The 25,357-nt window shown below is 42.7% G+C and carries 24 protein-coding genes; 16 read left to right on the top strand and 8 right to left on the bottom strand.

The features are described from left to right. Positions 1–6: 6 nt before the first annotated feature. Positions 7–372 carry a winged helix-turn-helix transcriptional regulator gene (locus tag BM232_RS03975; RefSeq protein ID WP_091711890.1) on the top strand — a complete coding sequence of 122 codons (366 nt, stop codon included), beginning with the start codon at positions 7–9 and terminating at the stop codon, positions 370–372. 95 nt (positions 373–467) lie between these two features. On the opposite strand, the gene katG is transcribed toward BM232_RS03975, so the two are convergent. After that, on the bottom strand, positions 468–2,684 hold the full coding sequence (gene katG, locus BM232_RS03970) for a catalase/peroxidase HPI (protein ID WP_091711889.1): 2,217 nt from the start codon (positions 2,682–2,684) through the stop codon (positions 468–470). A gap of 93 nt (positions 2,685–2,777) precedes the next feature. After that, positions 2,778–3,683 (bottom strand): hydrogen peroxide-inducible genes activator, encoded by a 906-nt coding sequence (locus BM232_RS03965; protein ID WP_091711888.1) that lies wholly within the window; start codon positions 3,681–3,683, stop codon positions 2,778–2,780. Positions 3,684–3,796: 113 nt separating this feature from the next. On the opposite strand from BM232_RS03965, the gene BM232_RS03960 reads away from it, so the two are divergent. From BM232_RS03960 to BM232_RS03925, 8 genes are all read left to right on the top strand, one after another. After that, on the top strand, positions 3,797–4,792 hold the full coding sequence (locus tag BM232_RS03960) for a hypothetical protein (protein ID WP_091711887.1): 996 nt from the start codon (positions 3,797–3,799) through the stop codon (positions 4,790–4,792). A 16-nt stretch (positions 4,793–4,808) separates the two neighbouring features. Next, on the top strand, positions 4,809–5,168 hold the full coding sequence (locus tag BM232_RS03955; RefSeq protein WP_091711886.1) for a glutaredoxin family protein: 360 nt from the start codon (positions 4,809–4,811) through the stop codon (positions 5,166–5,168). Positions 5,169–5,225: 57 nt separating this feature from the next. Further along, positions 5,226–5,870, top strand: coding sequence for a hypothetical protein (locus tag BM232_RS03950; protein ID WP_091711885.1), 645 nt, complete (start codon positions 5,226–5,228; stop codon positions 5,868–5,870). 146 nt (positions 5,871–6,016) lie between these two features. Then, positions 6,017–8,119: a TonB-dependent siderophore receptor gene (locus tag BM232_RS03945; protein ID WP_091711884.1), complete on the top strand. Its 2,103-nt coding sequence runs from the start codon at positions 6,017–6,019 to the stop codon at positions 8,117–8,119. A gap of 113 nt (positions 8,120–8,232) precedes the next feature. After that, entirely contained in the window at positions 8,233–8,571 is a 339-nt protein-coding gene (locus tag BM232_RS03940) for a zinc ribbon domain-containing protein YjdM (RefSeq protein WP_091711883.1), read from the top strand. Between the two features lie 105 nt (positions 8,572–8,676). After that, the gene (locus BM232_RS03935) at positions 8,677–9,033 is read left to right on the top strand and encodes a nuclear transport factor 2 family protein (protein ID WP_091711882.1); all 357 of its coding nucleotides are present in this window, start codon (positions 8,677–8,679) and stop codon (positions 9,031–9,033) included. A 19-nt stretch (positions 9,034–9,052) separates the two neighbouring features. Then, positions 9,053–9,478, top strand: coding sequence for a hypothetical protein (locus tag BM232_RS03930; protein WP_091711881.1), 426 nt, complete (start codon positions 9,053–9,055; stop codon positions 9,476–9,478). Continuing rightward, the gene (locus BM232_RS03925; protein WP_091711880.1) at positions 9,478–10,305 is read left to right on the top strand and encodes a DODA-type extradiol aromatic ring-opening family dioxygenase; all 828 of its coding nucleotides are present in this window, start codon (positions 9,478–9,480) and stop codon (positions 10,303–10,305) included. The genes BM232_RS03930 and BM232_RS03925 overlap by 1 nt, the downstream gene beginning before the upstream one ends. A gap of 4 nt (positions 10,306–10,309) precedes the next feature. Here the strand turns inward: BM232_RS03925 and BM232_RS03920 are convergent, their stop codons facing one another. Next, complete coding sequence (locus BM232_RS03920) at positions 10,310–11,488, bottom strand: MFS transporter (protein WP_091711879.1); 1,179 nt, start codon at positions 11,486–11,488, stop codon at positions 10,310–10,312. A 101-nt stretch (positions 11,489–11,589) separates the two neighbouring features. On the opposite strand from BM232_RS03920, the gene BM232_RS03915 reads away from it, so the two are divergent. Beyond that, the gene (locus BM232_RS03915; RefSeq protein WP_091711878.1) at positions 11,590–12,453 is read left to right on the top strand and encodes a LysR family transcriptional regulator; all 864 of its coding nucleotides are present in this window, start codon (positions 11,590–11,592) and stop codon (positions 12,451–12,453) included. A gap of 194 nt (positions 12,454–12,647) precedes the next feature. Next, entirely contained in the window at positions 12,648–13,568 is a 921-nt protein-coding gene (locus BM232_RS03910; RefSeq protein ID WP_091711877.1) for a DUF808 domain-containing protein, read from the top strand. A 40-nt stretch (positions 13,569–13,608) separates the two neighbouring features. Here BM232_RS03910 and gdhA read toward each other — a convergent pair whose 3' ends face one another. Further along, a complete protein-coding gene (gene gdhA / locus BM232_RS03905; protein WP_091711876.1) occupies positions 13,609–14,934 on the bottom strand; it encodes an NADP-specific glutamate dehydrogenase in 1,326 nt (441 codons plus the stop codon). A 210-nt stretch (positions 14,935–15,144) separates the two neighbouring features. Between gdhA and BM232_RS03900 the strand changes: the two genes are divergently transcribed. Beyond that, positions 15,145–15,732, top strand: a complete 588-nt coding sequence (locus BM232_RS03900) for a hypothetical protein (protein WP_091711875.1) — start codon at positions 15,145–15,147, stop codon at positions 15,730–15,732. A gap of 44 nt (positions 15,733–15,776) precedes the next feature. Here the strand turns inward: BM232_RS03900 and BM232_RS03895 are convergent, their stop codons facing one another. Then, positions 15,777–17,156 (bottom strand): DegQ family serine endoprotease, encoded by a 1,380-nt coding sequence (locus BM232_RS03895; RefSeq protein ID WP_091711874.1) that lies wholly within the window; start codon positions 17,154–17,156, stop codon positions 15,777–15,779. A gap of 18 nt (positions 17,157–17,174) precedes the next feature. Next, the gene (locus tag BM232_RS03890; RefSeq protein WP_091711873.1) at positions 17,175–18,065 is read right to left on the bottom strand and encodes a DnaJ C-terminal domain-containing protein; all 891 of its coding nucleotides are present in this window, start codon (positions 18,063–18,065) and stop codon (positions 17,175–17,177) included. A 162-nt stretch (positions 18,066–18,227) separates the two neighbouring features. Between BM232_RS03890 and BM232_RS03885 the strand changes: the two genes are divergently transcribed. Beyond that, complete coding sequence (locus tag BM232_RS03885; protein WP_091711872.1) at positions 18,228–20,321, top strand: TonB-dependent receptor; 2,094 nt, start codon at positions 18,228–18,230, stop codon at positions 20,319–20,321. A 66-nt stretch (positions 20,322–20,387) separates the two neighbouring features. On the opposite strand, the gene BM232_RS03880 is transcribed toward BM232_RS03885, so the two are convergent. Continuing rightward, positions 20,388–21,866: a RimK family protein gene (locus BM232_RS03880; protein ID WP_091711871.1), complete on the bottom strand. Its 1,479-nt coding sequence runs from the start codon at positions 21,864–21,866 to the stop codon at positions 20,388–20,390. A gap of 166 nt (positions 21,867–22,032) precedes the next feature. Between BM232_RS03880 and BM232_RS03875 the strand changes: the two genes are divergently transcribed. The 3 genes from BM232_RS03875 to BM232_RS03865 are packed head-to-tail and all read left to right on the top strand — an operon-like array spanning position 22,033 to position 24,715. Further along, complete coding sequence (locus tag BM232_RS03875) at positions 22,033–23,106, top strand: DUF2817 domain-containing protein (RefSeq protein WP_091711870.1); 1,074 nt, start codon at positions 22,033–22,035, stop codon at positions 23,104–23,106. Further along, complete coding sequence (locus BM232_RS03870) at positions 23,084–24,202, top strand: GNAT family N-acetyltransferase/peptidase C39 family protein (RefSeq protein ID WP_091711869.1); 1,119 nt, start codon at positions 23,084–23,086, stop codon at positions 24,200–24,202. The genes BM232_RS03875 and BM232_RS03870 overlap by 23 nt, the downstream gene beginning before the upstream one ends. A 54-nt stretch (positions 24,203–24,256) precedes the next feature. Further along, positions 24,257–24,715 (top strand): tellurite resistance TerB family protein, encoded by a 459-nt coding sequence (locus BM232_RS03865; RefSeq protein WP_091711868.1) that lies wholly within the window; start codon positions 24,257–24,259, stop codon positions 24,713–24,715. 12 nt (positions 24,716–24,727) lie between these two features. Here BM232_RS03865 and BM232_RS03860 read toward each other — a convergent pair whose 3' ends face one another. Next, on the bottom strand, positions 24,728–25,303 hold the full coding sequence (locus BM232_RS03860) for a GIY-YIG nuclease family protein (protein ID WP_091711867.1): 576 nt from the start codon (positions 25,301–25,303) through the stop codon (positions 24,728–24,730). Positions 25,304–25,357 lie beyond the last annotated feature (54 nt).

The following is a 25,357-nucleotide window of genomic DNA, read 5'->3' as shown; positions in this document are numbered from 1 at the left end:
GCATGAATGATGAGATGGGATGTCTACAATAAAAACTGTCCGACACGTTTAGTGCTGGATCGCATCGCTGATAAATGGACAGTTCTTACGGTAGGCGCTCTCGTAAAAGAAACAAAGCGTTTCAGTCAGTTACAACGCGAGCTCGATGGTATTTCTCAAAAAATGCTGACACAAACATTACGTGGTTTAGAGCGAGATGGTCTGGTTCATCGTCAGGTTTATCCGACGGTGCCACCGAAAGTTGAATATTCTTTAACCTCGTTTGGACGGACACTGGTTGAGCTGCTCGAAGGCATAAAGAGTTGGTCTGAAAATAATATTGAGCAGGTGATTGAGGCTCAACAAGCCTATGATAAGCAGGTTTCTGACTAGCTTTATCGCCGTTTTATATTCTTACCAGCCTAACCGTTTTTTAATAAAAAAGGCCTGACAGATAATATTATCTGTCAGGCCAAGTGCAGTAATAATTAGTGTTGTGCTAAATCGAAACGATCCAGTGTCATCACTTTGGTCCATGCTTGAACGAAATCATCAACAAATTTTTGTTTATTGTCATTCGCCGCATATACCTCTGCAACCGCTCGCAGTTCAGCATTAGAACCAAACACCAGATCAACAGGTGTTGCTGTCCATCGTTGCTTACCTGTTTCACGATCCACACCATTGTATAAACCAGGTTGTTCAGCTTTTACCCATTTGGTGGACATATCGAGCAGATTAACGAAAAAGTCATTGTTCAATGTGCCGGGATGCTCAGTGAACACACCATACTGAATACCATCTGTGTTGGCATTAAGACTACGCATACCGCCAACTAATACTGTCATTTCTGGTACTGACAGATTGAGCAGGCTGGCACGATCCACCAGCATTTTTGTGGGGGAACGGTCATTGCTGACATCAAAGTAATTCCTGAAGCCATCGGCTGTTGGTTCAAGTACAGCAAATGATTTTGGATCAGTTTGTTCGGCTAGTGCATCAACGCGCCCTGGTTTGAACGGTACTTCAATATCAAACCCAGCATCTCCTGCTGCTTTCTCAATCGCTGCTGCACCACCTAAAACAATGATGTCTGCTAGAGAAATCTGTCTATCGGCAGATTGCTTGTTGAAGGTTTGTTGGATACCTTCCAGCGTAGATAAGGTTTTTGCCAGTTCTTGCGGACTGTTCGCAGGCCAGTCTTTTTGTGGTGCTAATCTGACTCGGGCACCATTTGCACCACCTCGCATATCGGTACCACGGTAGCTGGCTGCTGACGCCCAAGCAGCTCTGACCAGTTGTGGTACTGTTAGACCTGAGTTGAGAATATTCGCTTTTAGCTCAGTGATATCTTTGGCGTTCACCACCGGGTGATTCAGTGCTGGTAATGGATCTTGCCAGATTAATGCTTCTTCAGGCACATCAGGACCAAGATAACGGGCACGAGGTCCCATATCTCTGTGTGTCAGCTTGAACCAGGCTTTAGCAAAAGCACGATCAAACTCTGACGGATTGTCGAGGAATCGTTCAGCAATTTCACGGTATTTGGGATCGACTTTTAAGGCGATATCCGTGGTAAACATCATTGGTGCATGACGTTTGTTAGGATCATGAGCATCTGGTACAAACTTCACTTCATCCGCATTTTTAGGGGTCCATTGTATTGCACCTGCAGGACTCTTGGTTTGCACCCATTCCATATTAAACAGGTTTTGCAGATAGTTAATGCTCCATGCAGTTGGCGTGATGGTCCAAGCACCTTCCAGACCACTTGATACGGTATCACCACCATTACCGGTGCCACATTTATTCTTCCAGCCTAAGCCTTGCTCTTCCAGACCAGCTGCTGCAGGTTCGGGACCGACACAATCTTTGGGAGGATGTGCACCATGTGCCTTACCAAATGTATGTCCACCGGCAATCAAAGCGACGGTTTCTTCATCGTTCATTGCCATCCGACCAAATGTGGTTCGGATATCATCAGCAGCAAGTTGTGGGTCAGGATTCCCTTCTGGGCCTTCCGGATTGACATAAATCAAGCCCATTTCAACGGCTGCCAGAGGTCTGTCGAGTTTTTTGTCACTGTGGTAGCGCTTGGAATTAGTGAGGAATTCTTTCTCTTCACCCCAGTCCACCATTTCTGGTTCCCAGTCATCAGTACGGCCACCAGCAAATCCAAAGGTTTTGAAACCCATGCTTTCCAGAGACACAGTACCTGTCAGCACCATGAGATCACCCCATGAGATTTTATTGCCGTATTTTTGTTTGATCGGCCATAACAGTCTGCGTGCTTTATCCAGATTCACATTATCAGGCCAGCTATTAAGTGGCTCGAAACGTTGCTGACCACCGGCTGCACCACCACGACCGTCAAAGATGCGATAAACACCAGCACTATGCCATGCCATGCGGATAAAAAACGGACCATAGTTACCATAGTCGGCTGGCCACCAGTCTTGTGGGGTATTGATAACTTGTCTGATGTCTTTTTTTACAGCTTCCAGATCAAGTGAGTTGAATGCTTTTGCATAATTGAAGTTTTCACCCAATGGGTTTGATTTTTCTGCATTCTGACGGAGTGGCATCAGATTAAGTTGGTCTGGCCACCAGAATGTGGGGGATTTGGGTTCGCCAGCAGAAAATGCACTGGCACTGGATAATGCAATGGCAATAGCCGTTGCTATAGGTATGGTTTTTTTCAACATAATACTCTCTCTCCTTGTTTGTTGATGAGCGAGAACGAGTATCGGTTGAAGTCTATGATTAGTAAATTTGAATAATTAAATGATAATGTGCAGTTATTTTGAACATTGTTTATCAAGTACTGTTTTTGCCATTTCCATTAATTTTTCAATACTGTTCAGTCGGGTAAAGTTGGGCCGCATAATGAAGGCTAATTGTCGATGAGGGCCGGGCTCATTCAAATGGATGACAGCAAGATCCGGATAGTGTGATTTGAGTTGTTCAATGGCCATTTCTGGAATCAAAGTACTGCCCAGATTATTGATGACCATTTGTATCAGTGTATTTAGGCTGGTAGCACGAAAGCTCTGATTAATCGTGTTTACTGACATATGGCAGGCATCAATAATGTGATCCTTCAGACAATGTCCTTCTTCCAGCAGTAAAAGGTGACTAAGATTAAGCTTGTCACTGGTGATTTCGCTGCCGTAAGAAGTGGATTCGTTTTTGCGGGTAATCAAGTAAAAATCTTCATCCCAGAAAGGCATTTCTAATAAGCCCTCACATGGAAACGGTAAAGCAAGTATTGCAGTGTCCAGCTCACCTCGCTTTACCTTATCTACCAGAATATGAGACTGATTCTCAAAGATATTAATTTGCGCCAGTGGATAGTTCTGCTTAAGAGCCGGTAATAATTTGGGAAGCAGATAGGGGGCGATGGTGGGAATCATTCCAATACTGAGTGGATAGCTAAATGGGCTTTTTTGTGTTTCGGCAAAGTTCTGTAAATCTTCTGCCTGCAACATGATCGAGCGAGCTTGGAGTAATACACGTTTGCCAATAGGTGTGACTAATACTTTTTTGTTGTCACGTTCAAAAATTTGTAGTCCAAGCCGTTGCTCCAGCTCATTCAAAGATGTGCTTAATGCAGATGGACTGATATTGCACTGCTCTGCTGCTTTTTTGAAATGTAAGGTTTCTTCTACCATCAAGGCATAGCGCAATTGTTTTAGCGAAATCATGTATTGATACTCAGTAAGGGTTGAAGCTAAGCAATAGCATAGCGATTTTTAGCTAACAAGCGCAGCGCTTAATTGTTAGACTCTAATACACAATAAGCAATTTTGAGAGAGATATGTATACCGATGATGACCTGCAACAGGCCGTAGATAAAGGAATCTTTACAGCCTCGTCTGTGGAGCAGTTTCGCCATGATGCACTGCAAAGGCGTAATACACACTTTGCCGATGAAGAAGACTTCAAACTGGTATCGAGTTTTAACGACATTTTTGTGTTGATGGCTTGCGCTTTATTGTTGTTATCCACAGGATGGGTGTTACAAGCTACCAGCGCGCCATTGGCTGCTGCTGTAGTTGCTATCATCTCATGGGGCTTGGCAGAGTTTTTTGTGTTAAAACGAAAAATGGCACTGCCAGGTATCTTTTTATTGGTAAGTTTTGTCGGCGGTATCTTTGCTGCCGTTGTTTTAGCACTGGGTTTACCTTCAGAAAATGGCTTTATGCTGGCGGGGTCGGTTGCCGCCGTTGCGGCTTGGTGTCACTGGAAACGTTTTAAGGTGCCGATTACGGTTGCTGCAGGTACAGCCTCTGCCGTTGTGTTTATCGTCTCCTTGTTAATTTCTCTTTTCCCAATACTAAAAAATTATTTAAGTTGGTTAATGTTTTGCGGCGGTCTGATCGTCTTTATTGTCGCTATGAAATGGGATTCAGCAGACTTGAAACGTGTCACCGGTAAATCTGATGTGGCTTTTTGGTTACATCTGACAGCGGCACCACTTATTGTGCATCCAATATTCTCTACCTTAGGTATTTTTGATGGGCAGCAAAGTAACTCTACTCTGGCTTTGATCATGGGTTTGTATATTCTGCTGACCTTTGTGTCATTGGTAATCGACCGTCGTGCCTTTATGGTATCGGCGTTGATTTATGTGCTGGTGGCTTTGACGGAACTGCTGAAAACCTATGGTTTAGCGGGTGACAGTTTTGCCTACGTTGGTGTTTTCATTGGTTTCTCGCTGCTGCTTCTATCCGGTTTCTGGCATAAAGTACGCTATCAGTTAGTCATGCGTTTACCTGCTAGCTGGCAGACGAAAGTGCCAGTAATTCAATGAATACAACGGCTCAACGATGAAAAAGTTTGTCTTATTTGTTGCTGTATTTGTGCTGTTTCAGCAGTGGCATACGGTGAGAGACTTTTTTATCCCGCCTAAAGATTATTCTTATTTACCCGCGACCTATGTGACGATGTATTCCACAGAATGGTGTGGTTACTGTGCAAAAATGCGTGCCTTTATGGAACGTAGAAATATTGCTTACGATGATCTGGATATTGAAAAGTCAGCACAGGCAAAACGCAACTTTGAGGCGCTAGGTGGTAAAGGCGTGCCTCTGTTAGTGGTTAATAAACAGGTGGTTCGTGGTTATAGTCCAGATCGTGTCTTAGATTTTTTAGATGCTATTCCAACCGAGTCAGTGAAGACAAACTAAAGCTGCTTGGCACCGAGATTGCAGATTCGTCATTGAACTCCGGGACGAGGACATAAAATGACAACTTCAAGCCAATTATCACGAGATCTAACGGCAAATGTTGCCGCCTTATCAGACAAATCTGTTGCTTTGATGCACCAGCGAAAAATGTCTGATGATGACGTGGAAACCTTTCAGAATATTCTGCAAAAAGTACAACAAACTCATGATCCGAAGGCTGCGTTGAGGAGCTTATCTGCTGATGAGCTTGATGTAGTCAGGCAAGCTCATGGACTTGCTGAGCCCATTAAAATTTCGGTGTTATCTGATGAAGGTGCGGCTAATCTATTGAATGCGCCCGGTTATACCCACGATTTAAATAATGACGGTCTGACCACAATTGGTGAGGGTAATATGTTTACCTTCCCTCCTGAGAATGCGCCTGCTTCATTTAAAGCAGCTTGGGAAGAAGCCTCCGATGGACTCTCGATAATGGATATTCCGACACATATGATTTTTGCGGTAGGTTTAGCCAATATTGGCCGCGAACCTGGTGATCCTAACTGGGTTAACCCTTATGCCAGCCCAGACTATGATTATGGCAATGCTGTCTCAGAGATTATGGATAGCGTGGAATACCAATATAATCACAATATGATGTCATTTGAGCAGTATCAAAAAAATATGAGTTTTTATAATAAGTTAACTACAGCAATGGATTAAAAAAGAACAAACAGAGAGTGAGTTAATAATCATTAGGAAGTCTGTTTAGTATCTGTCAGGCTTTAATTCCATTTTGACAGAAAACGTTAAATTACGTAAATTATTATAAATAATAATCATTATTATTTAGTTTACGGAAATTTAATATGAAACAAGTCAATAGCCCGACTCTTCGGCCTGGCTCATCACTTTTATTGTTAAGTAGTTTAATTCTAGCGAGTTTGCCTGTTTATGCAGAAGACATCGTGGATCTTCCGCGGGTACAAGTAACGTCTGGTGGTATAGTAGAAAATAGCTATATTCCACTGGAAAAAGAGCCCAAGGTAGGGAAAATGAGTGTACCTATTGAAGATAGTCCATATTCAATAGCTGTTATCGATCAGGGGTTTATACAAGATACGGGCGCTAAAACAATACAAGATGCGTTGCTTTATACCTCAGGAGTATATTCTGGAGCATATGGACTGGATACTCGAGTAGATGCTGCAAATATCAGGGGTATTTCTCCATCTCTCTATCTAGATGGATTGCGTCAGCTTTACGGCTCATATAACAGTGTAAGAACAAATCCATATGCATTAGAGAGCATAGAAGTTTTAAAAGGTCCTTCATCTGTTTTGTATGGACAGGGTGAGTTAGGTGGGATAGTAAACTCAGTGTCAAAGTTACCTAAAGATGAGCAACAAGGCGAAATATGGGCGCAATACGGCTCTTTTAATCGAAAGCAGTTAGCTTTTGATGTTACTGGACCAGCAACGGAAGATGGAAAACTGTTTTATCGTGTAGTTGGTTTGCAACGAGACAGCCAAACTCAGGTCGATCATGTCGATGATGATGGTTTTTTTATATCGCCCTCTTTCACCTGGCAACCTTCAGATGATACGAGTTTCACCGTTTTATTTAATCGTCAACAAAATTCAGGTCAGGTTTCTGCACAGTTTTTACCTCAATCCGTCACTTTGGATTCCGGTGCATTGGGAAGAGTTTCTTCAGATACTTTTGTAGGTGAACCTGGTTGGGATAGATATGATCGCGACAAGACAGAAATTACATTGATGCTGGATCATAATTTGAACGATGCATGGAAATTCTCGTCGGTTGCTCGTTATACAGAGTCAAAAACAGCGACAAGAGAGCATTGGGCCAGAGTTGGTGCAACGGTCAGTCCAACGGGGGATATTACGAGAAGTATTTACATGGCAGATAAAGAGACTCGTATTTTTAACATTGATACACGACTGGAAGGTCTCTTTGATATAGGTGTCACAAAGCATAATGTATTAATTGGTATCGATCACCAAGATGCTCTTTGGGAAGAGGATAACTATATAAGTGCTTCTAATGGCGGAACATCTATTAATTTATATAACCCTGTCTATGGCAATTTAAACACTGCAGCTTTGGCAAATCCATCTGACAGACCTGATAATCAGATCAGACAAACAGGTTTTTATATTGCTGATCACATGGAAATTGGTCCAGTTGTGCTTTCAGCTGCTTTAAGACGTGATTGGGCAAAAAATACTTTATTGGCAGTATCTGGGCCAAATACAAAAAGTGATGAAAAAGAGACAACTGGCAGAGCTGGAATCATGTATCGGTTCGATAATGGCTTTTCGCCTTATGCCAGTTATGCTGAAGCATTCACTATGAATTTGGGGACTGATGGAACATCATCAGCTAAAACTTTAGATCCAACAACAGGTGTCCAGAGAGAATATGGTTTTAAATATCTATCTGAAGATAAAACCCTAGCTATCACTGCCGCTTATTTTGATATCACTCAGAATAAGCGTATCAAGCAAGGCAGCACTCCTGGAGGCGTTTCTCAAACTGGAGCAACGATTGATGGATGGGAATTACAAGTTAATAAGCGGTGGAAGAAGTTCGAAACTCAGTTTTCCTATACTGATATGAACGCTGATGATGCCGAAACAGGAGAGCGACTTGCCTATGTTGCTGAAAAGGTAGCCTCATGGTGGAATAAATATTACTTTGCCACTAATTGGCGGGTAGGTGCAGGTATCCGTTATATTGGGACAAATGTGGGATCAGGCGGGATGCCAGAGGTACCATCAGAAACATTGTATGATGTCATGCTTGGCTATAGCGTCATGAATTGGGATTTTTCGCTTGATGCTAAAAATCTGACTGATGAAGAATATGTTTCATGGTGCCGTGCGGATGGCTATGACTGTGGTTTCGGTGAAAGAAGGAATGTGACTGCAAACGTTCGTTATCACTTCTAAATATCACCTCCTAGAAATAAAAAGGCTCCGAAAGGGGCTTTTTTTTATTGAGATAAATCAGGTTTTTGGTCTTATATCGGTTAGAATAACCCTTTTGTTTATCTGGAATTGATATGAGTGATCTGCCTAATTGCCCTGCCTGTGGTTCTGAATATACCTACCAGGATCAAGCCATGTTTGTCTGTCCTGAATGTGCTCATGAGTGGCAGGAAGGTGAAACTAATGCAGCGGCTGATGAAGATGTTATTCGTGACTCAAACGGTAATGTATTACAGGATGGCGATACCATAACCGTAATTAAAGATCTGAAAGTAAAAGGATCTTCAGCGGTAGTGAAAGTGGGTACTAAAGTGAAAAACATCCGTCTGGTGGGCGGTGATCACGATATCGATTGCAAAATTGATGGTATCGGCGCCATGAAACTCAAGTCTGAATTTGTTAAAAAAGCCTAATTCATACATTTATTGCCCTGTATTTTTCTGACAGGGCAATTTTTCTGCCCTATTTTTTGTCCAAGTCCACTCATCGGTGAGTCATCATTTTTTAGGAATACACGAATGGACAAAAATGCTGCGGAACAATTTGCTAATGAGTGGATTGCGGCGTGGAATAATCACGATCTTGAACAAATCCTGTCACACTACGACGATGATTTTGAAATGACATCACCGTTGATAGTGAAGTTAATGGGAGAGCCTTCTGGCCAGCTTAGGGGTAAAGAGACGATAGGTGCTTACTGGGCAAAAGGCTTGGAAAAGTATCCCTCATTACACTTTAAACTCCAGCATGTGTTGTGTGGCGCGGGATCATTGACTCTAATTTATGACGGCATAAGTGGTATTTCAGCTGAAGTTTTACATTTTGGCCCGTCCGGCAAAGTATGTCGGTCTTATGCTCATTATTTGACTGAATGAAAACGGATAAGAGAGTGATATGAGTTTGGAGCCAAATTGTTGGGCTGTTGTTCAGGAAGAAGCTTCAGGTTGTGGTATCGCTGCCTGTGCTAACCTCGCCCGTATAAGTTATGCCGAGGCAAAAGAGCTGGCAAATTCGCTTGGTATCTATGCTGAAGACAAAACACTATGGTCTGATACTTCCTACGTCAGGCAGTTATTATCGGCATTAAATATCTCTGTCAGTGACAAACAAACAGACTTTGTTTCTTGGGACAATCTGCCTGATAGAGCGCTCATTGCATTGAAGTGGCATGAGATCAATGGTGAACCTTTCTGGCATTGGGCTGTGTTTAGGCGTGATGATAATGGTGCTGTAGTGATTGATTCTGCCAGACGTTTGAAATCACCCATTAGAGCTGACTTTGGCAGAATGAAGCCGAAGTGGTTTTTAGCAGTCAGCTAATGGCGGATATCGTCTTCATTTCCCATGGTGGAGGCCCCATGCCTTTATTGGGTGATATTTCACATCAACAGTTAGTTGAAACACTCACTAACATCACACAGCAGATAAAAAAGCCAAAAGCCATTATTGTGATCAGTGCCCATTGGGAAGCAAGGCAGGTCAGAGTCACGCACCAAAAAACACCAGACTTACGTTATGACTACAATGGTTTTCCTGAAGCATCTTATACATTTAAATACCCATGTGCAGGTGCGCCTGAGTTAGCAGAACAGCTGGTGAGTAAGTTAAATACAGCGGGTATTGACGCCGAACTTGAGGAAAATAGAGGCCTTGATCATGGTGTGTTTGTGCCTTTAACCATTATGTATCCAGATGCTGATATTCCTTGTATTCAGCTTTCCTTAGTGAAAGGGCTGGATCCGGATTTACACCTCAAGCTTGGTGAGGTCATCGCTGAAAATCTTGCTGAAGATGTCCTGATTATTGGCTCTGGTTTCTCATTTCATAATATGCGTGCTTTTTTTACCAAAGATGATTTGGCGCATCAACAAATGAATCAATCTTTTGAAGACTGGCTGGTGGAGACATGTTCGAGCCAGACTATCACTGAAGAACAGAGGATGGTGCGATTTAAGGAATGGGAACAGGCACCTTATGCACGCTATTGTCACCCCCGAGAAGAGCATTTGTTACCGCTACATGTTTGTTATGGTGCGGCTGGACGAGCCTGTGATGTTGTTTATTCGATATCTATATTGGATAAAAAAGCGAGTATGTATTTATGGTCATCTCGCATTCCACCAATGAGTGATTCAAATACAGAGTAAGTAATTACTTCGATGTATTCTTTCGCATACTCAAATCCAGAATACAGGCAATCAATGCAATCCCGGTGGCACCCATGGTCACACCAGTCCACTCATAATGCTGATATAGCATGACAGAAAACCATGAACCAAATGCCCCGCCAATAAAATAGCAGGTCATATACGCTGAGGTGAGTCTGTTTCGAATATCTGGGTGTAAAGAATAAATTTTATTTTGATTGCTGACATGCACCAGTTGTACTGCCAGATCCAGTAATAACACACCTAGTAAAAGTGCAATAAGTGAGCTCGGTGCATTAAAAAGTAGCAGCCAACTCACTAATAAAGCCAGTAAACCGATGCGTGTACCAAGATCACCTTTACCCGCGTCAGCTAAGCGTCCAGCCCATGTGGCTGCAAATACCCCGGCAACACCAACAAGACCAAATAAACCGATTGTGGCATCGCTATATTCATAAGGTGGTTTGGCTAATAAGAAAGCCAGGGGAGTCCAGAACATGCTGAACAAAGCAAATGACAGCATGCCCAGTATGGAACGGTAACGCAGTATAGGTTCTTTAACAAATAAGCTGAGTACAGAGCCTAATATCTGCTTATAGCTCATATCATTATTATTATGATAAGTTGGTAAGAAACGAGCTAAAGCCAGTGTGGTGATGAACATGGCTACAGCAGCAAACCAATAGATATAACGCCAGCTACCTAGACTGGACAAGCCACCGGACACAACACGGGCTAATAATATGCCCAGTAATAATCCACCCATTATGGTGCCAATGACTTTTCCGCGTTGCTGTTCAGAGACCAGCGTTGCTCCTAATGGCAGTAATACTTGGGCAACAACGGAGCTGAGACCGGTTATAGCAGTGCCTAGTAATAACCATGGCAGGCTGCTAGCGAAACCACTTATTACCAAACCCATTGTGGCAAATAAGCTCATCACGATAATGAGCTTACGGCGCTCCAGTCTGTCAGCCAGAGGTACTAGAAATAATAAGCCAATGCCATAACTGAGTTGGGCGGTGGTGACAATATTACCTGCTAAGGAGTGACTTAAGCCAAACTCAGAAGCTATTGTATCTAGTAATGGTTGGGCGTAGTAATTACTTGCTACGGCAATGCCTGTTGCGGTTGCCATCAGTAAAACCAAGCCTTGTGTTAACACATTTTGTTGCTTTGTCATAAAGGTGTTTCAGTGAATGAGTTAGGCATACTATGCGATGTAAGTATTAATGATTCAAATGCATTGTTATCATTAAAGCTATCTTTAAATGAGATAGATGAATGAATCTAAGGCAAATTGAATATGTGGTAGCTGTAGCTGAGGAATCCAGTTTTACCTTGGCTGCTAAACGCTGCCATACCGTTCAGTCAGCATTAAGTCATCAGATTGCAAAGCTAGAAGAAGAGTTGGGTGTATCCCTTTTTGAACGGACGTCAAGAAAGGTCACTTTAACGCTGGCGGGACAATCATTTGTTGAGCAGGCAAAGCATACCTTAGATTCAGTTCAGAAAATTTACACTGACGTTACGGCAACAACAGGGCTTGTTTCAGGCCGTCTTAATGTCGGCATGATTTCAGCAATGACGATGATTAATATCGTAAATGTATTTGCAGAGTTTCACCAAAGTTACCCAGAGGTCGATATTGGTTTAAAAACAGCCGGTAGTGAAATATTGATCAACGATGTGGCAAACCATCGTTTGGATATAGCTTTGATCGGGTTATGGGTAGATGAGCCGATATCAGGTGTTGAATATTCTCAGTTAGCTGAAGAGCCTCTGGTAGCCGTGTTGCCATGCGAGCATCACCTGGCAAAATATCCTTTGTTATCATTACATCAACTTGCCGCTGAGCCGATGGTTAACTATCCAAAAGAAAGCAGTGCCCGACGACAGACTGATGAAGCTTTTGCCAGCCAGGGCCTTTTATCTAAAGTAAAGTTTGTGGTTGACCATATCAGTTTAATTGAGCAGTTAGTGGCGTCTGGTCTAGCTTATGCTATTGTCCCAAAACCTCTGGCCGAAGAATTCTCTGATGTTGTGGCTATTCCCATAAAAGAAGCACCAAAGCGAGCTTTGTATATGATTTGGTCATCAAGGCCCAGTCCAGCAGCAAAAGCATTTATGTCACTTATCCAGACTTAATACAATTATCAGCCTGTTGGGCTTACTTTAGTAATTTGCTTGCTAGAACAGCTTTAAGTTTGTTTGCATCAGCGGCATGCAAAATTAAGTCATAATGACAAGTATGGTTTTTTGCCTGATAAAAAAGAGCAAATAGACAGCGGATATCTAAATAAATACGCTATCTCTCACTAAACGTTATTGGAATAAAAAATATGGCAGGTGTTGGCTTATTAGCTCTGGTCGATGATATCGCATCATTACTTGATGATGTGTCAGTGATGACAAAGGTGGCAGCAAAAAAGACGGCAGGCGTATTAGGTGATGATCTCGCACTTAATGCACAGCAAGTCACCGGTGTAGACCCGAAACGTGAGCTACCAGTGGTGTGGGCAGTCGCCAAAGGTTCTTATTTAAATAAGTTAATTTTAGTGCCACTGGCTTTAGTTATTAGTGCTGTTTTTCCTATTGGTGTCACCATCTTATTAATGCTAGGTGGTTTATTTCTTTGTTATGAAGGCATGGAAAAGCTGGCTCATAAATGGTTACCACATGAAGAAAGTGATGACGAGCATAAGAAAAAACTGGCCGCTGCAACCACAGATAAAAATATCGATATCAAAGCCTATGAACGTAAGAAAATAAAAGGGGCCATCAGAACAGACTTTATTCTGTCCGCTGAGATTATTGTGATTGCACTCGGTGTTGTGCAAGGAGGGAGCTTTCTAACACAAGCGGTCGTGGTTTCTGTGATAGCTATTGTGATGACCTCTGGTGTCTATGGAATTGTCGCTGGTATTGTGAAATTCGATGATGCTGGTCTGGCCTTAATAAAATACGGTGATGGCGATAGCAACTTTGATGCTTTTCAACGCAAACTGGGACAAATCATTTTATTTCTTGCGCCGAAGTTAATGAAGTTCCTCTCGGTGGTGGGGATGATCGCCATGTTTTTGGTGGGCGGCGGTATTCTGGTACATGGCTTGCCATTTTTACATCATATATTAGAGATATTGAACACATCGATGGGTGCAGTGATGACTACCATCATGCCATTGCTGTTTAATGGGGTGATTGGCCTGATTGCGGGGGTGATCGTGTTATTAATCGTGACAGGGATTAAGAAACTGTTTTAAAGAGATGGGCCAGCTCAATTTGGATTGGCCCATTATTTTTCTAAATAAGACCAAACGCTAACATGGCATTCGCCACGCGTCTGAAACCCGCAATATTGGCACCCAATACATAATTATGCGGCTCACCAAATTCTTCAGCAGTCTGGCAGCAGGCTTTATGAATATGATTCATGATTTCATGCAGACGATCTTCACTGTATTCATAGCTACTACTGTGGGTGGCATTCAGTTGCATCTCTAAAGCTGATGAGGCAACACCGCCGGCATTAGCTGCTTTGCCTGGTGCAAAGGCGACATTATTGCTCTGCAAAATCTTAATAGCTTCTGGTGTGCTAGGCATATTAGCACCTTCACATACAGCTAAACAGCCATTATCGACCAGCTTTTGTGCATCTTCGGCTTCCAGCTCATTCTGGGTGGCGCAGGGCATGGCGATATCGCAAGGAATGTCCCAGATATTACCGTTTTCAATATATTCCGCATCGGGATGGCTATCGAGATAGGTATAGATTCGTTGTCTTTCGATTTCTTTGATACGGATAATCGCATCCACATCAATGCCTTTTTGATCGATGATGACGCCACCTGAATCAGAACAGGCAATGACTTTTGCACCTGAAGCACGCAGCTTTTCCATTGCGTAGGTTGCGACATTACCAGAGCCTGACACCAGAGCAATTTTATCTTTTAGTTCTTCATCATGAACCGCTCTTAGCATATCTTCACAAAAGAATACGGCACCGTATCCTGTCGATTTCTTACGTATGAGTGTACCGCCCCAGCCTGGACTTTTACCGGTAATGACGCCAGCTTCGTAACGTTGAGTAATGCGTTTATATTGACCAAACAAATAGCCAATTTCTCTGGCACCAATGCCAATATCACCGGCAGGTACATCGGTTGATTCGCCGATATGACGATAAAGACTGGTCATAAAGCTTTGGCAGAAGCGCATAACTTCACGATCAGATTTACCTTTCGGATCAAAGTCGGAACCGCCTTTACCACTGCCAATGGGTAGACCCGTTAACGCGTTCTTAAAAGTTTGTTCAAAAGCCAGAAATTTGATCGTGCCGAGAGTCACACTTGGATGAAACCGTAAGCCACCTTTGTAAGGACCAAGCGAACTATTAAAGCCAACACGAAAGCCTCTGTTGATGTGGATTTGACCATCATCATCTTCCCAGGGAACACGGAAAATAATTTGTCGTTCTGGTTCACACAAACGTTCAATAATTTTTTGTTCCTGATATTCAGGATGACGTTCTAATACTGGAGTGAGGGTTTCCAGAACCTCGTATAAGGCTTGGTGAAACTCTGGTTCTCCCGGGTTATGACTGATGATTTGCTGATAGATAGATTCCATTGTTCTAGACTTAATATCCTGTTTGTTTTTTGTGTAGATTAACTATTTGCTAATAGCTAAGCGTTGTTAAGCTAGTGACATACAATATACGGATGAGTTTTCTGTTTTAGCAAATTCATCATAAAAACTTTTCTATCTGAGTTAAGTTTGACATTGCTTGTTGAAAAGCTTTTGATCCTATTTCATAACGTGGTAAATGGAAGTTAAGTAATGAAAAAATATTGTCTTCTGATGTTGATTTTGGGTTGGTGTATACATTCACCAGTTGTCGCCGCCTACGAATGTTATCAAGAATCACCGACAGCGCAGTCATTGGGAGATAAGTATCGTGATATTGATAAAAGTCTTCGTGTTGATAAAAATGAGAAACAGCTGCAGTTTCTGAAAAAACTTAAAGGGAAATGGTCTGGGACCGGAGAAGAAATTCACTGTAAAGGCCCAGAGCGTCACCCTGAAAGATTGCAAAAAAAGATGCAAGTCAAAGCTGAAGTAAGAGAAAGCGGTAACGTTTTGTTTAGGGCACAGTTAGAAAAAAAGTTTCCGGCTGAAGGTGTTACTCGTTCAGATAGACTCGATCTAATTAATATAAAGAATTTATATACGCTGAGTATGAATGGACGACATATTGAAGCTAATCAACGAGAGCATGCTACCAATGGTCCTGATGCGGGTGTACGCTATCTGGAATATATGATTTCGATTGATGCACCAACGGATGATGAACTACATGTAGAGTGGTCGTTATTTATTAACAGTGTGTATGTCTTCACCCAAAAACTTGATTTGACCAGAGACTAAATAAAAAGGAGCCTGGATTATTTCAGGCTCCTTAGTCTTTTGGCTTACTTCAGTAATAAGAACATCGCGCGTCGACCGCGGATGATATTCAGTAATAATTCCTTCTCATTGCTGACCATTGGCTTGAACTGCTCCAGTGACGATACCGATTGACGATTCACTGAAGTGATAATGTCATCAGGTCTCAAACCTGCTTGCCAGGCTGGGCTGCCACGTTTTACCGAATAAATCACAACACCTTCAACTTGTCCGTAATAAGGCGAGTCTTGCTCAATATCACCAAAGGTCGCACCAGATAATTTTGGATGTACCAAGCCATCAGATGCGGTTTTACGCGTTTGTTTAACGGTCGCTTTGATGGTTTTTGCTTTGCCATTTCGAATGATATCGAGTTTGACGGTTTGGCCAACGACCATCAATCCAATGGTATTTCTCAGACTATCCGCGTTAATTAACCGCGTACCATCAACGGCAGTAATGACATCACCTACTTTTAAGCCAGCAACTGCGGCAGCTGAATCAGGAATAACATGGCTAACAACAGCACCTTGTTGAGATTTGATATTAAATGCTTGAGCCAGCTCAGGCGTAATATCCTGCATTTGCACGCCCAGATAAGCACGCTGAACTTCACCATGTTCTAAGAGCTGATCGCTGATTTGCTTGACCAGATTACTGGGAATAGCAAAGCCGATACCGATATTGCCGGATGAGGCGCCACCCGGTGAGAAAATGGCAGTGTTAATACCTACCAGCTCACCACGCAAGTTAACTAAGGCGCCGCCAGAGTTACCGGGGTTAATTGAAGCATCAGTTTGGATAAAGTTTTCATAACCTTCTATGCCTAGCCCACTTCTGCCTAAAGCACTGACGATACCTGAAGTCACTGTTTGTCCTAGACCAAATGGATTGCCGATGGCCACCACAAAGTCGCCTACACGCAGAGAGTCTGAATTGGCCAGTGGCAGGGCGGATAAGTTTTCAGCAGGAATCTTAATAAGCGCGACATCGGTGGCAGGATCACTACCAACAATATCGGCCTGGAAGGTGCGTCCGTCATTTAGTGAAACTGTTACTTCATCAGCACCACGAATCACATGATTATTGGTAATAACCAGACCTTCTTTAGCATCAATAATGACGCCAGAACCTAAACTTTGGCGTTGTCTCACCCTTGGCTGTTCAGGCACATTAAAAAAGTGCCTGAAAAAGGGATCGTTCATAAAAGGGTTGTCTTGAACTCTGACTTCACTTTTTGTCGCTATATTGACCACGGCAGGTTTAGTGCGATCAAGCATCGGTGCCAAAGAGGGCATCTCGTCTTTATCAGAAAACCAGTTAATTGGCAGTGCTGCCGAGGCAACTTGAGCAATTAAAACAAATGCGGCTAACCAAACAATGGATGATTTAAAGCTGAACTTCACAACGCCTCCCGATAAAAATTATTCCAGCGATTCTCGCGGGTTAAAAGCCAGTTCTTCCGCCATCTGCTGGTAAAGCTTCTTCGCTTTATCGTTATTTGCTGGTGGAACCATTATTTGCAAGACCACAAATTCATCGCCAGGTTCTTTGCCAGGCAGTCCACGACCTTTCAAACGCATTTTTTGGCCGCTGCGTGCACCTGCCGGAATGGTCAGATTAATTTTTCCAGCTAATGTCGGCACGGTCACTTTTCCACCTAATGCAGCCTCCCAAGGTGTAATGGGTAAATCTAAATAGACGTCCTTATCTTCCAGACGGAAATGAGGATGTGGTGCAATATTGACTTCAAGATATAAGTCACCCGACTTGCCGCCACCACCCGATTTACCCTGGCCTGACAAACGAATTTTTTTACCAGAGGCAATGCCTGCAGGGATCTTTACATTAATAGTGCCTGACTGACTGGCACCAGCCGGACGCCGAATCGTTTTGGCTGCACCATTAAACGCATCTTCTAATGAGATGGTAATTTTGGCATTCACATCTTCACCACGGGCAAAGAAGTTATCTCCCATGCCGCCGCCCATGCCTCCCATGCCGCCAAACATGTTTTCAAAGAAACTACTGAAGTTGCCACCACCAAAGCCAGCATGATCATCCCAACCTGGAGGTGGGTTAAATGATTGACCGTGACGATAGTTACTACCGAACTGATCGTATTGAGCCCGTTTTTGTTCGTCACGTAAGACTTCGTAGGCTTCACCTACCTCTTTAAATTTATCTTCAGCGTTTGCTTCTTTACTGACGTCAGGATGATATTTTCTGGCCAGTTTCCGATAGGCTTTTTTTATCTCGTCCTGAGAAGCGTCACGGGCGACACCCAAAATTTTGTAATAGTCTTTGTATTCCATAAATGGATTATGTACCTGAAATTGATCTCGATCATGTATTTGGGGATTTCAGTCTCTGTTTTCAATGGGGTTAGGGATTTTTCTGATGTATTGAAACGCCCTGTATGGGAGAATTCGACCCCATTACGAAATTAATGATCATTGACGAGAGAGAATTGGATTATGTTTTCAAAGAAACAACTCACATTCATGGTGGCTGCTGCAGCGACCACAATATGGCAACCCGCCTTTGCAGAAGATACTAGCGAAGATGATATTTCCTTAGGAGAAATGGTAGTAACAGGTACTAGATCAGAAACATCACTCAGAGAGTTAGCAGGTAATACTGGCAAAGTCTCTGAACAAGAGATTGATCTTATCAATGCTGACCATATTGAAGAAACTCTCGCACGCGTAAGCGGTGTGAATATTCAACGCGGGAATGGCGCTGAATCATTAGTCGCCATCCGTTCACCAGTATTAACCGGTCCCGGTGCTGCGGGTGCTTTTCTCTTTATGGAAGATGGTATTCCATTACGAGCAGCCGGATTTGCCAATAATAATGGCTTGGCAGAAGCTGATTATGAGTGGGCAGACAGTATTGAAGTTGTTAGAGGTCCAGGTAGCGCGTTGTATGGTTCTAATGCCGTACATGGCCTGATAAATGTGCTTTCCAGACCTCCATCACTCGATTTGGAAAGAATTCTTGATGTCACCGTCGGATCGGATGACCTTTATAAATTGAAAGGTACTGTCAGTGATACCGTTGGGAAACATGGATATCGTGTCAGTTTTAGTGGGACTGATTTTGGAGGTTGGCGTGATGATGAAGAATACGGGCAACAAAAAATTACAGCTCGTCATGATTACTACGCTGACAATGGTGATACGTTTACAACCGTCTTCTCCGCTTTTAATTTAAATCAAGAAACTGCAGGTTTTGTAGAGTCGGATGATGAAAAGGCTTATGAAGATACTTCGTTGATGAAAACGAATGATGATCCTGATGCATTCCGTGATTGGCACTCTGTTCGATTACATACGCGCTGGGACCATGTCATGGCGAATGGCGATATATTGAGCATTACGCCATATTTTCGTGATAACCGTATGAAATTTAGGCAGCATTATTTACCTTCACGAGCCATTGAGGAAAATGAACACACAAGTTTAGGAACTCAGATTGCCTACTATATGGACTTGGATGGTGGTCATAAAGTTATTTTTGGAACAGATTTAGAGTACACCGATGGTAGTCTGAAAGAGACGCAACAGCGCGCTAGTTATACTGCTTTTGGTAAAAACAGGCAGCAGGGCACTCACTATGACTATGATGTTGTGGCAACGACTATTGCACCTTATGTCCATGCTGAGTGGCAACTTGCCGAGAAGTGGCGTGCGACAACAGGCTTACGTTTCGAGCATGTTAATTATGATTACGACAATAATGTAGCTTCGGGTACAGGTGAAGCAGATGGAAGTCCATGCTTTGCCTCGCCATCAGAATGTTTATATCTCAGACCAGGAAACAGAGAAGATACATTCAATGATTGGAGCCCTAAACTTGGTATCGTGTATGCACTAAACCAGGATCACAGCCTATTTGCGAATTACTCACGAGGTAATCGTGCACCTCAAACAACTGACTTGTATCGACTACAAAATCAGCAAACTGTGGGTGATATGGATTCTGAGAAATTGGATAGTATAGAAGTGGGTTCACGTGGAACGGTAGCTATCATCGACTACGAAGTGAGTTTGTTCTATATGAAAAAGAGAAACTTTTTCTTCCGTGACTCTGATGGACTAAATGTGACTGATGGCAAGACAAAACACCGTGGTGTAGAAGTGGCACTTTCAATGCCTTTATTTGAACAATTTGATTTAGCTGTGAATTACACCTATGCCAAACATACCTATGACTTTACTAATACAGCAAGTGAAGTGCTGTCTGGTAATGAAATTGATACTGCACCAAGACATATCGCTAATGTCCGTCTTGGATGGGATGTTAACCCGCGTAGCCGTGCTGAACTAGAGTGGCAACATATGGGGGACTACTACTTAGACCCTTCAAATGAACACAAATATGACGGTCATGACTTACTGAATTTACGTGTTGAAACAAAAGTGACAGAGAAGCTGACTTTGCATGGACAGGTCAAAAATATTCTAAATGAAGAATACGCTGATCGAGCTGATTATGCATTTGGAAGTTATCGTTTCTTCCCTGGGCAGAAACGTAATTTCCAGATTGGAGCAAGTTACAGTTTCTAAACCAGAAACGGCTTGTTAAATAAAAAAGGCGCTGATTTTCAGCGCCTTTTTTGTTTCTACGATTGTTTAATGACGGGTTGCCCGACGTTCTTCCAGGCGCCTTAAAAACTCACGCATAATGTCATCGTATAAGGCCATGCCAAGGTAGTTATCCTCGACACCACTATCAATGCTGGGGTTGTCATTAATTTCGATAATCACGATACGGTTACCACTTTGTTTGATATCGAGACCATACAAACCATTTCCAATCAGTTTTGCTGCTTTTGTCGCAATTTTCAGTACTTTTTCCGGCACTTCGCTGATAGGAATAGCAGAAGACTTACCACTGGAGGTACCTTTTTTAGTGTTGTGATTATAGATTTGCCAATGACCTTTACTCATAAAGTACTGACAAGCATAGATAGGTTTGTTGTTAAACATACCGATACGCCAGTCATAGTCGGTGTACATAAATTCCTGTAACAGAATAATGGCCGATTGCTGGAAAAACGTCGGTGCTTGTTCGCGTAGTTCTTCCGCATTATTGACTTTAATCACACCTTCTGAAAATGCGCCGTCAGGAATCTTCATTACCAACGGGAAGGTTGCTGTTTCACAGAGTTTGTCTAAACCAGTCGTGTCATTGCGGTATAAAAGGTGTGAATCCGGCATTGGCAGATTGTTGGCTGACAAAAGCTCTTTCAAATAAATTTTGTTGGTACAGCGAATGATCGAGGTGGGATCATCAATCACCACCAAACCTTCACTTTCTGCCCGGCGAGCAAATTTATAGGTGTGATTATGTGTGGCCGTGGTTTCACGGATAAACAAGGCGTCATATTCGGCCAGACGGATGTAGTCTTTTGGTGTGATGAGTTCAACATCAATACCAAGACGGCGACCACTGCTAATAAATTTCTTTAATGCGGCCCTGTCGCTGGACGGCATAGCTTCTTTCGGGTTATGCAAGATAGCCATATCGTAGCGAAACTGACGGCGTTTGGCGGGTTTCCGCCATAGGCGATGACTAAAGCTATCCAGCGCTTCAGCAAAGAAATCTTGCTCTGTTTCACTCAGCTTATTAATCGCGCCGGCTTTTATCTGGCTGATAATCCAGTGTGTGTTAAAACTAAACTCCACTTCCAGAATCGGGCAAGGGAATTGTTCAAATAATTGTCTGGCCAGTTTTTGTAATGAGGTCACTGGTGTTTGCCCAAAACAGATTTTTAATACAAAACTTTCTTCTGAAGCGCCCATGCCGAGCTGTTTATCTAATTGCGTTGATAAATCCGATAAGTCATAGGCATAAAGACTTTTACGAGATAAGTCATTAATGGTGCGTAGTCCAGGCAAAACACGGTGGCCTCGTGCTTCGGCAACCATCGAACAGTAATAGCCGCGGCTAAGGTAATCCAGGCTACGACATAAGTTGATGATTTGCGCAGGTGCCTGTGTATTTTGCGACAAGGATTGCAGATAGGTATCGACATCAATTACTTGTTCGCTGGGAAAGTAAGGACGCCAATCGTCAATATTTTCAACTACTATCAAGTGCTTAGTCATGGTTTGCCCTTACTGTTAGTCGCCGGAATAGGCGTATTAAAAGCGCATCATAAAATGATTAACGCAGTGATGTGATAAAAATTTTTGCATCCCATTTTATTTGCTGGTCAAAATGGCAAAACTCACATATTCTTCGCGAAAATTTTGCACAGGAGGTCTGTTAAAAATGTATGCCGATGCCGTTTTAAGTGTATTTTCGCAGCGCTATTCCAGTGCGAGAGATAAATTTATTGATAATGTTGAAACCAGTTCGATTATTGAAAGGTTGACGCATCATATTCATCCGCTGAAAGGCCCAAAAAACGAAAAATTGTTTTGTGATATCGCTTGGGCGGGCAATCCAAAAGCAGAAAATATCATTGTCTTAATTTCAGGTTTGCATGGCGTTGAAGGTGGCGCTGGCTCTGCCATTCAGGCCGATTTTGTCACACGTTATCGCCGACTTCCTCCGGATGTGTGTGTGGTGCTTGTTCACGCGATTAATCCATGGGGCTTTGCCTGGGCAAGTCGAGGTGATGAGCAGGGTGTGGATGTGAATCGCAACTTTGTCGATTTTGATAAAACGCTTCCGACTTCCCAAGCGGCTGCAATATGGAAAGATCTGGAGCAAGGGAAAACAGATATCGCGACGGTGGCGCAGGACAGAGAAAAATTCGATTTATTATCCGAAGGCCAATATGAACAACCGTCAGCCCCATATTTTGGTGGCAAAGAACCAACATGGTCTCGTCAACTCATCGAAGAGCTGGCAGCACAAATTAAACCTGCCAAGCGTAAACAAGTGATCTTGATTGATATCCACACAGGTTTAGGCCCCTATGGTTTTGGTGAGCTTATTTGTGAGCACCCTGTCGAGAGTCAAGGGCAACAATATGCTCTTGAATTATTCGGTGCTACGGTGACCGAGCCTGCATTGGGCACGTCTACTTCAGGTTTGAAGTTTGGACTACACGATTATTATTGGCATCAGCTAGGTGACAATATATGTTTCCTAACGCTGGAATTCGGTACCTTTGGTACTCAGCAGATGTTACAGGTGTTATCGGATGATCAGGATTTACAGCAGAAAGGCAAAATGGACTGGTCCGATGATGCCACGCTGGATGTGAAGCATGCCATGCAGGACTTTTTCTGCCCTGATCAAAAACAGTGGCAGGAACTGGTGCTGTTTCGGGGGCGCCAGGTCATTGAAATGGCCATAGATGGACTAACTGAACATGCCAACCACAACGCCCGCTGAGTTTTTACTCCGCGAGGCTAGTCTTGATGATGTTAATGCACTCAGTAACATAGAAGAAGCGTGCTTTGAAACCGATCGTATTTCAAGGCGCAGCTTCAAATGGATGATCAAAAGAGGCCACAGCTTATTGCTGGTGGCGACAACTAACGATAAGTTGGTTGGATATGTGTTGTTACTCTACTCACAAGGCACATCACTTGGCCGTGTTTACTCATTAGCCGTTGATGCTGATTATCGTAAAGCCGGTATCGCAGCGAAATTAATGCAGGAAGCCGAGACTCAGGCACTGGATGATGGCCGGAGTTTTCTGCGTTTAGAAGTTCGTCCTGATAATGTCGGGGCGATCAAGCTCTATGAAAAGTTAGGCTATCAACCATTTGATATCGTCACTGACTTTTATGAAGACCATGCCGATGCTATCCGCATGATGAAAGTGTTGCATCATGTACCAGAGGTCACCCATCCAGAAGTTGCACATTACTCTCAATCAACCGAATTTACCTGCGGACCAGCCTGCCTGATGATGGCGATGAAAAGCGTGGACAATGAGTTAGCACTTACTCGCCAGCTTGAATTGCAATTATGGCGTGAAGCCACCACGATTTTTATGACATCCGGTCATGGCGGTTGTAGTCCGCAAGGGCTGGCGTTAGCCGCCAATGAACGTGGTTTGAAAACTACCTTAGTCTGTAACTCAGACGATATTCCCTTTATCAATGGTGTACGTAGTGAAGAAAAAAAGTCTGTCATTGAATGCGTGCATCAGGACTTTATTGAAAAGATAGCCAAGTCCGATATTAAACAAGTCAAAGCCTCAGTGGATGCGGCATTGTTAAGAAAATACTTATCCAAAGGCTCACTGGCGCTGGTGCTGATAAGCTCTTATCGGCTTAATCAAAGTAAATCACCCCACTGGATTCTGGTAGTGTCTGTTTCCGACACCTTTGTTTATTTTCATGATCCGGATGTGGACTGGGATGACAATAAAAGTGTCACCGACAGCGGATATATTCCGGTTACGCACAAAGAATTTAATCGAATGATTGGTTATGGAAAACCACGTTACCAAGCTGCCGTTATTGTAAAAGCTAAGTAGCGAAATGAACTTTATTTAACTGCTGGCAGTCGGTTTTGCTTGCAGGAGATAACTATGATCGAAAAATTAAAACAGATATTTTCATCCACCTTAGGTGAAAACACCGATAGCTATTTAGCCAATCAACAGCAATCTAAAATACTTGCTGCCGTTGCTTTAATGATTGAAATCATTGCGGTTGATAATGAACAGCATGAGACGGAAAAGGCGATGTTACGGCATATTCTCGCCACACATTTTAATGTTGAAGACAGCGATGCAGAAAAATTGATTGCAGATGCCCAAAGAGCTCATGACGACGCCACTGACTTTTACCGCTTTACGGCAGACATTAATCAGCACTATAACGAACAAGAGAAAATTGAACTGATAGAAATGCTCTGGCAAATTGCCTGGGCCGATCACGATCTACAAGATATTGAAGAACATGTGATTCGTAAGCTCGCCAGTTTGTTATACGTTTCCCATAAAGACTTTATTGCCACCAAACTTAAAGTGGTGGGCGAGCACTAATTTGGTGCTGGATTATTCTGAGTTTGCTTTATGCTTTTTCTTATCATTGCGAGTAATGCGTCCATCTTTCATTAAGATACCCAGAATGCTGTAACTGAGATAATCCTTTGAGCCTCCACCATAATCAGATTGAAGTCCAAGGTACTTCGCTGCATCTGAATTTTTTATACCTGAAGGATTAGCTTTAGCTAATTCCATTACAGCCGATTTTAATAACTCCAAGCCCATTTGTGCTTTTTCATAACAGCCATTAGGGATATTAACTTTGACTTTCTTAGATATATTTTCAGGGTTTGGACGTACTTTATTAGTTAATAAACCTCCGTGAGATGCAATGCCAAAAGCAGATATTAATTCAGCTTCAATTTTTAAAGCCTGTTCTTCGGTGAGATTATCTGAAATAACAGTATGTAAGACGTCTAGACCTGCTTCGTGTATCTCATGAATCACTTTTCCCTTGATTGAGTCGTCTATTCTTGTTTGATGTTCCCAAGCTCGATTACCTGTCCCTTTGCCGATATAAAATGGCTTTGCAGGTTTTTGTCTAGGATCTTTTAGGGCATATACGTAAAACGGGTTTTGAGCCATGACGTTCCTTAACTTTCAACGAATTTATTTAACTGAATTAATTATTAATATTAT

This window comes from Methylophaga sulfidovorans, assembly GCF_900114205.1.
Lineage (GTDB): Bacteria > Pseudomonadota > Gammaproteobacteria > Nitrosococcales > Methylophagaceae > Methylophaga > Methylophaga sulfidovorans.
The sequence above is the reverse complement of the archived record's forward strand: the minus strand, read 5'-3'. Positions and strand labels throughout refer to the sequence as shown.

Coding starts and splice junctions, on each gene's coding strand:
- BM232_RS03915 (WP_091711878.1), top strand. CDS start 11,590: ATGAATCTAAGGCAAATTGAATATGTGGTAGCTGTAGCTGAGGAATCC.
- BM232_RS03925 (WP_091711880.1), top strand. CDS start 9,478: ATGGCGGATATCGTCTTCATTTCCCATGGTGGAGGCCCCATGCCTTTA.
- BM232_RS03875 (WP_091711870.1), top strand. CDS start 22,033: ATGTATGCCGATGCCGTTTTAAGTGTATTTTCGCAGCGCTATTCCAGT.
- gdhA (WP_091711876.1), bottom strand. CDS start 14,934: ATGGAATCTATCTATCAGCAAATCATCAGTCATAACCCGGGAGAACCA.
- BM232_RS03975 (WP_091711890.1), top strand. CDS start 7: ATGATGAGATGGGATGTCTACAATAAAAACTGTCCGACACGTTTAGTG.
- BM232_RS03890 (WP_091711873.1), bottom strand. CDS start 18,065: ATGGAATACAAAGACTATTACAAAATTTTGGGTGTCGCCCGTGACGCT.
- BM232_RS03940 (WP_091711883.1), top strand. CDS start 8,233: ATGAGTGATCTGCCTAATTGCCCTGCCTGTGGTTCTGAATATACCTAC.
- BM232_RS03960 (WP_091711887.1), top strand. CDS start 3,797: ATGTATACCGATGATGACCTGCAACAGGCCGTAGATAAAGGAATCTTT.
- BM232_RS03920 (WP_091711879.1), bottom strand. CDS start 11,488: ATGACAAAGCAACAAAATGTGTTAACACAAGGCTTGGTTTTACTGATG.
- BM232_RS03930 (WP_091711881.1), top strand. CDS start 9,053: ATGAGTTTGGAGCCAAATTGTTGGGCTGTTGTTCAGGAAGAAGCTTCA.
- BM232_RS03865 (WP_091711868.1), top strand. CDS start 24,257: ATGATCGAAAAATTAAAACAGATATTTTCATCCACCTTAGGTGAAAAC.
- katG (WP_091711889.1), bottom strand. CDS start 2,684: ATGTTGAAAAAAACCATACCTATAGCAACGGCTATTGCCATTGCATTA.
- BM232_RS03945 (WP_091711884.1), top strand. CDS start 6,017: ATGAAACAAGTCAATAGCCCGACTCTTCGGCCTGGCTCATCACTTTTA.
- BM232_RS03860 (WP_091711867.1), bottom strand. CDS start 25,303: ATGGCTCAAAACCCGTTTTACGTATATGCCCTAAAAGATCCTAGACAA.
- BM232_RS03910 (WP_091711877.1), top strand. CDS start 12,648: ATGGCAGGTGTTGGCTTATTAGCTCTGGTCGATGATATCGCATCATTA.
- BM232_RS03880 (WP_091711871.1), bottom strand. CDS start 21,866: ATGACTAAGCACTTGATAGTAGTTGAAAATATTGACGATTGGCGTCCT.
- BM232_RS03935 (WP_091711882.1), top strand. CDS start 8,677: ATGGACAAAAATGCTGCGGAACAATTTGCTAATGAGTGGATTGCGGCG.
- BM232_RS03900 (WP_091711875.1), top strand. CDS start 15,145: ATGAAAAAATATTGTCTTCTGATGTTGATTTTGGGTTGGTGTATACAT.
- BM232_RS03885 (WP_091711872.1), top strand. CDS start 18,228: ATGTTTTCAAAGAAACAACTCACATTCATGGTGGCTGCTGCAGCGACC.
- BM232_RS03950 (WP_091711885.1), top strand. CDS start 5,226: ATGACAACTTCAAGCCAATTATCACGAGATCTAACGGCAAATGTTGCC.
- BM232_RS03955 (WP_091711886.1), top strand. CDS start 4,809: ATGAAAAAGTTTGTCTTATTTGTTGCTGTATTTGTGCTGTTTCAGCAG.
- BM232_RS03870 (WP_091711869.1), top strand. CDS start 23,084: ATGCCAACCACAACGCCCGCTGAGTTTTTACTCCGCGAGGCTAGTCTT.
- BM232_RS03965 (WP_091711888.1), bottom strand. CDS start 3,683: ATGATTTCGCTAAAACAATTGCGCTATGCCTTGATGGTAGAAGAAACC.